This is a genomic window from Verrucomicrobiota bacterium, from assembly GCA_016871535.1.
In the GTDB taxonomy this organism is placed as follows: Bacteria; Verrucomicrobiota; Verrucomicrobiia; order Limisphaerales; family SIBE01; genus VHCZ01.
Map to the genome: position 1 here is coordinate 1 of VHCZ01000322.1, position 6,512 is coordinate 6,512.

A 6,512-nucleotide genomic window follows, 5' to 3' on the forward strand; every position below is an offset into this window, starting at 1 on the left:
GTCACGTCAGACATTCCCGGCGCGCAGCAGATGACGATTGATTTCGCCAACAACAACCTCAACGGCAAATCCAAGTGGCAGGCGGACAGGGTCCGCGATTACGACACCAGCCGCACCCGTGTCTGCGTGACCGTCGGCATGATGACCACCGGCTACGATTGCGAAGACATCCTGAACGTGGCGCTAACGCGCCCGATTTTCTCGCCTACTGATTTCATCCAGATCAAAGGGCGTGGCACGCGGCTCTACACCTTCAAGCACGGCGAAGGCGCAAACCAGCGCACGGCCGAGAAGGACGGCTTCGCGCTCTTCGACTTCTTCGCCAACTGCGAATACTTCGAGGAGGATTTTGACTACGACAAGCAGTTGTCGCTGCCCAAAGGTCCGCCCGAAGAAGGCGGTGGCGGTGGTGGCGAAGGCCCAATCCGCATTGACGATTTCACGAACACGTCGGTTGACCCAATGGCGGAGGTTATCCGTGAAGAGATTGGGCTTTTCGGGATGCGGATTGACCGCGAGATGTATCGCGAGCGTTTCGCGCAACAGGCCAGCGAGGCCGTCGCCAGCGACGCCGTTCTGCGCCAGGCATACGACGATGAGGACTGGCCCGCCGTCGAGGAGCGCGTCCGTCGTCTGCTGTTCGAGAAGCCGCAAGAGTTCTGGAATCTCCCCAAGCTCCAGGAGATTTACAAATCCGACCGTTTGCCGAGTCTGCGGGAAATTCTCGCTCGCGTGTTCGGATTGATTCCTGAGATTCCGACGCGCAGCCAGCTTGCGGATGAGGCTTTCGAGCGTTTCATCGCGACGACCGAGACAAACGCCACGCACAGCCGTGAATTGCGCACGGTGTTTGTTTCATTCCTGCTTGAGCCACAATGCCGACTATTGTTGGAACAAGGGCAGTTCGCCGCGCTGCGCGCCCGCGACCCAAACCTCTTCGGATCACTGCAACAGCTTGCGCCACCCGAGCGGGATGCGTTGGTTGGTTATCTGCAATCCCAAGTGCCGCTGAAGGAGTTTGAACAGGTTGCATAGGTTGGACGGAGACGGAGCGAGTCCGCGTGATTGATTGGGAGCAGCTGGCGAACATTGATTTCCCGCTGGTCAGCCAGCGAGGCGATGGTCGGACGGGAAGTTTCACGTGCGCGATTACCCGGCGCTCACGGAGTCGCGCACGCCCGGATACCCGTCGCAGACAGGTCGCACCGCGGACGGCGCCTTCGTGAAGATTCTGGCCTGGGCCGGACGCGGAGTCCGTCCTAGGCCAGAATCCTTCCGACCAGAATCAGACCAGAGCGTTGAGCCGGCCATTTGTGTTGAAGCCCTGACCCCGGATGGCTACGCTCCCTTCATTTCGTGAAAAAGCAAATTCCTATCAGTAGCCCAAAACTTATGCACACGCAATTTTCCATTCGTAGCACTCGCACAAGCTTATTGGCAGGCGCTGTTCTCGCGGCGTTCGCAGCCTCCGACTCGTTGGCTGATTATCCTTCAACCGTTTTAAGCGACAGTCCGCTGGGTTATTATCGCTTCAACGACGACACCAGCCGCGTGTCCGTCAACAAGAACAGCGGCAGTTTGGGCGCGTCGGGAAATGCCACGAATGATCTGCCGGTCGTGCGTCCGTTTCCGGGCGCGATCGCCGGCAACGGAAATCGTTCTTCGTTTTTCGATTTCGCCTCGCGCACCATTATTCCGTGGAACGCAGCCTTGAACCCGGCGAACACACAACCGTTCACGGTCGAGGCGTGGCTCTATCCGGCCAGCGACCAGATCAACGGCGGGCAGTGCCCCATCAACAATCGTTACGCCTACTCCACTTCAACGCCCGGCCGTCAAGGATGGGTTTTCTTTCAACGCGCGCCGGACCTTTCGTATTCGGGCAAACCCGGCTACGAAGGCGTGGGTTGGAATTTCAGAATGTATCGCGGCAGTGGCGGCAGCAGCGGCGTGGATGTCACCAGCCAGGTGCCTTACCAGGTTGGCAAATGGACCCATGTCGTCGTGGTTTACGACCCTGCGGGCCTCACGAACGCGTCGGCAATCATGTACATCGACGGCGTGGCGGCGAATACGAACACCTGGACCGGCGGCTCTAGTGGAACGGACCCCGGTTACGCAGCCAACACAAACGATCATGATCCCGCCGAAGCCGTCAGAGGAGCGGCCGGACTTTCTTTCGGACAATACAACAACACCGCGACGCCGAACTCGAATCCTTATTTTGGAGCCGTGGACGAGTTTGCGTTCTACGCCAAGAAGCTGACTTCCGCTCAAATCCTGGCGCATTACCAGAATGGCACCAACGCGAGCCGCGGCACGCCTTACGAAACGTTGATTCAATCGGACAGCCCGGTGGAATACTTGCGGCTGGATGAGATCGCTCCGGGGCCGGATGTCGCCATCAACATGGGTGACTTGCGGTCAGCGGGAAACGCCACTCACACTGCTGAAGTCAGGCACCCCGCCGCCAGCGCATTGGCTGGCCGGACGGACGATGGCGCAGCCGCTTATCACAAGCGAAATGGAAATTCCACGACGACGATGCCGTGGGCGGCGGCGAACAATCCCAACGCCGGCGTTCCTTTCACTTTCGAAGGATGGTTCCGGCCCATGAAGGACGAACAAGGCGGCCAGTGTCCGGTGAACAACCGCTGGGTTGGCGGCACAGGCCGCACCGGGTGGGTTATTTTCCAACGCAATCCCAACCTGACCTATCCGGCGAGCGAAGGCCACGGCTGGAATTTCCGGATGTACAGTGGCGCGGGCAGCGGCGGCCAGGACATTCTGACTGCCACGGACTATTCAATCGGACAATGGCAGCATTTGGTGTTCACCTGGCAGCCGGAAACGGACAACGGCGATCCGAGTGGCAACGGCAACAACCAGTGGGTCGGCGTCTTGACCGCCTATGTGAACGGTGTCGCCGTGGCCACGAACATCGCCGCCCGTTACGCGGCGAATGTCAATCCGCCCGAAGATGGCGGCGCTCCGGCGGATTTCGCGGTGGGTTCCTATAACGCCAAGTCGGGCCTAGGCAACAACCCCTATGAAGGAGACGTTGACGAAGTGGCCATTTATACGAACTACGTTTTGACGGCCGAGCAAATCCTCGCGCACTACCGCGCTGGCGCCAATTCACGCCCGGCGACCAATAATTATGAAACGCTGGTGCTCACGGCGACTTCTGATGGGACCGGCTTGCAAAGACAAGGGCCGCCAACTTACCTGCGTTTCAATGATCCCGCCCTTTATACGGCAGCCAACGCGGGCACTCTTGGCAGCGTTGCCGATGGAAACCTGGTTCTTGCCACAAATGGAGCTGCCGGACCACGACCGCCGGCGCTGGCAGGTTTCGAGTCAGCGAACACGGCAGTGTCTTTGGACAGCTCGAAGAACTGGGCCAGCCTGAACAACCCGTCGGGGCTGAACGTCTCCGGCCAGATTACATTGGAGGCGTGGATCAAACCCGGCGCGACCCAAGGCGATCCCGCCCGGATTCTCTCGCACGGGCCGCCAACGTTGAGCAACTTCCTCTCTTCTTCACCAGAGACCAATGCCGCGCCGACCAGTGCCGTGGAAGTGTCCTTGCGCATCGACGGCGGCGGAACGAGCTATTCCATTGGCTCATCCGACGGGACGAATTCACACGGCGTCAGTTTCGCCGTTCCTGCGGGCGACTTGGGAGGCACGAATTGGATTCACCTCGTGGGCACGTATGATGGCTCCAACTGGAGGCTTTACCGCAACGGCGCGCAAGTCGCTGCCAAGGCCGATTCCGTGGGCGCGCTGGTGGTGAACAATGCGGACTGGGCCATCGGCTCGACGGGAAATGGTTGGGAAGGAAGTTTCGCCGGCGCAATCGATGAAGTGGCGATCTACAACAAGGCGCTGAGTGCCAGCCGCGTTCAAGCTCACTACGCTGCGGGCCAAAGTGGTGCGGGGAACCCAATTACAATTGCCATTGTCCGCTCCGGCGCAAGCAACGTGACCCTCAGGTGGACGGCGGGAGTTTTGCAGGAGTCGGCCAATGTCAATGGCCCGTTTGCCACGGTGAGCGGGGCCAATTCTCCCTACACAATCCCGGCCAGCGCAGCGACCCGGTTTTACCGCGCTCAACAATGATGACCGCGTCAAGGCGCGGAGCGTTTTCCAAACGAATTAAGCGGAAGGCGAAATTTATCCACGAACCACTCGAACGCAGCCGGATGGCCGCGCTCCACTTTGGTTGCAGCTTTGCCGCGTGAATCATGGGAAGTTCACTGATAGGCATTTGCTTTTCGACGTGGCTGGAGTGTGCCTGGCTGGGGGTGGCCATTCAACAAGTTCCTCGTCACGCTCGCCGGCGACGCCGCGCGCAAGGAACAGGCGACCGTGTGGGAAGCGCGCGACCTCGCCAATCTCCCCGTGAAGCTGCGCGTGAAGACCGGCGACGGCAGCACTTACGGGCTGCAGTTCAAGGCCGTGCGCATGCAGCGTTCCGACCCGCGGCTGTTCGATCCGCCTGCAGGCTTTACAAAGCAGGAATCCTTCGAGGCTGCGCTCCAGGCCGCCGCCCTCCGCCTGCTCGCGCCGCCGAAGTAGCCGGCGCGCTGGAACGTCCACGGCTGCGTCGCCTCATCGAGCTGTTGCTGCCAGCGGAATCTCCTCCATCCGCAAGAATGACTGCTTGCTGCTGTCCTTCTCAGTCCAGAATACAAGATAGCGCTGGTGACCCGCAATGAGCCGCGGGTAAGTGGAATTCCGGCCGGGCCTCGAGAGGCGGCGGGGTTCGCTCCACGTCGTGCCCCCGTCCCCTGTGAACCTCACATGGACCGAGGGACCGTCGGGCGAGACTTGGTCCCACACGGCCGCGGCGTGATTCTCGGAGAGCGCCGCGGCGTCGGTGTGACGACCGGCCGCGCCCCCGCTGGTCAGTTCGACGCGCTGGGGCCAGGTTTTGCCGCCGTCGCGACTCGCCAGCGCGAACGCCGCGCCAGCGGCCGTATGGCCGGTCCAGACGCTGGACACCAGGAATTCCGACGCGGACTTCGCCGCGCCTGGAAATCCGAGGCCGCCGCCAACGTGCGGGCAGCCGACAAACTTCCACTTGAACTGGCCGACACTTCCGCGCAACGACCAAGTGCGCCCGCCGTCGCCGGATGAAGCCACAGCCAGGTCGCGCGGTTCGTCGTCGCGGTAAAGAACCCACAATGTTCCCGATGCGTCCACTTTCAGCACATTCCAGCAGCACGCGCAGATCACGGGATCAATCACGCCCGGCGCCGACCAAGCCTGCGACTGGAATCCAAGCCGCGAGTGGCGAAGACTGCGCTCGGTCCCCGCCGCGTGAATCCAGACAAGGTGAAACCCGTCCGGCCCCGCCGCGGTCGCGGGGAAGCGGTAACCCGTCTTTTCCTCGCCCTCGCTCGCGACGGCAGGCGCGCGGCCCGGCCGCCAGGTCTTCCCGCCGTCACTCGAGAGCGAGACGCCGATCGGCCCGCTGCCGAACGGTCCGCCGCCCTTCGCGGTCCAGATGGCAAGAATGTGATTTCCGGACACGGCAACTTGCGGGTCGTTGCCGCGGTGGTGCGAGGCGGCCGGCGCGTGCGCCATCGGGATGGCCACCGGCTGCGACCACGAACCGCCGCTGCCGTCCGAGCCGCAATGGAACAGTTGGATCGAACCATCAACGGCGGGCCGCCCGTAGAGGAGGTGGACGCCGTTGGTGCCGTCCCGCGTGACGTCAAAACACGACGCGGCGAATCCGCCAGCGGAAACGGACGAGGAGGGCGCCGCCGCGTGCGCCGCCAGACACAGCACCGCCGTGGCGGCGATCGAGAGGAGGGTCTTCATAAGGGTTCGGGTTGCCGATGCGTTGCGGGCGACTCGATTCAATACGTGTCGAACCATTGGTCCTTGTAGTTGGGGTCGGCAGGATTGGTGACTCCGTTCCCGAGCCACACGCCGGGCAGGCCGGGATAGAAAGGCGACTCGATGAGCGTCGGCCGGGATAGAAAGGCGGCTCGATGAGCGTCGCGGCGGCGTGGCCATCCACGAAGCCAATGTTCACGCCGCGGCCGTTGAGGTGGCGCGGATTTGGTCTTCCCAACGACGCGTTTTGAACGGTGGACGGCGGCATGAGGTGCGTGGACAGGATGAACACCCCGGGCGCATTGATGCCGGCGTCCGCGACGTCCACGGTTTCCGTGGGGTTCGCGATGGTAGTCATGATGACGTTGTTCAGGAGCGTGTTGAAGCCGTAGCCCGCGGCGTTGGTCGGCTGCTGGTTGGCCGGACAGTTCCACACCTGAAGACCCGACACATCGGCGTTGCTGCGACCCTGCTGGAGATACGGATACAGGAGGGTCTTGCGGTCGATGCCGCCGCTAAACGTGACGTGCCGGGAGTAATCATCACCATACATCAGCCCGGCGTAGCTGATCTGGCGCGCATTGCCCAGGCACTTGATCGACTTGGCCCGCTCCTTGGCCTTGGTCAGTGCGGGCAGTAGAAGTCCCGCAAGGATGGCG

General features: G+C 62.0%; 4 protein-coding genes. 2 read left to right on the forward strand and 2 right to left on the reverse strand.

What is annotated here, in order from left to right:
• The first annotated feature begins 1,392 nt into the window (after positions 1 to 1,392).
• Complete coding sequence (locus FJ398_24960) at positions 1,393 to 4,125, forward strand: LamG domain-containing protein (protein MBM3841145.1); 2,733 nt, start codon at positions 1,393 to 1,395, stop codon at positions 4,123 to 4,125.
• A gap of 171 nt (positions 4,126 to 4,296) precedes the next feature.
• Entirely contained in the window at positions 4,297 to 4,584 is a 288-nt protein-coding gene (locus FJ398_24965) for a hypothetical protein (protein ID MBM3841146.1), read from the forward strand.
• A gap of 33 nt (positions 4,585 to 4,617) precedes the next feature.
• Here FJ398_24965 and FJ398_24970 read toward each other — a convergent pair whose 3' ends face one another.
• Positions 4,618 to 5,835 (reverse strand): exo-alpha-sialidase, encoded by a 1,218-nt coding sequence (locus tag FJ398_24970; protein ID MBM3841147.1) that lies wholly within the window; start codon positions 5,833 to 5,835, stop codon positions 4,618 to 4,620.
• On the reverse strand, positions 5,726 to 6,512 hold a 787-nt coding region (locus FJ398_24975), incomplete at its 5' end, for a hypothetical protein (protein MBM3841148.1). The genes FJ398_24970 and FJ398_24975, both read right to left, overlap by 110 nt.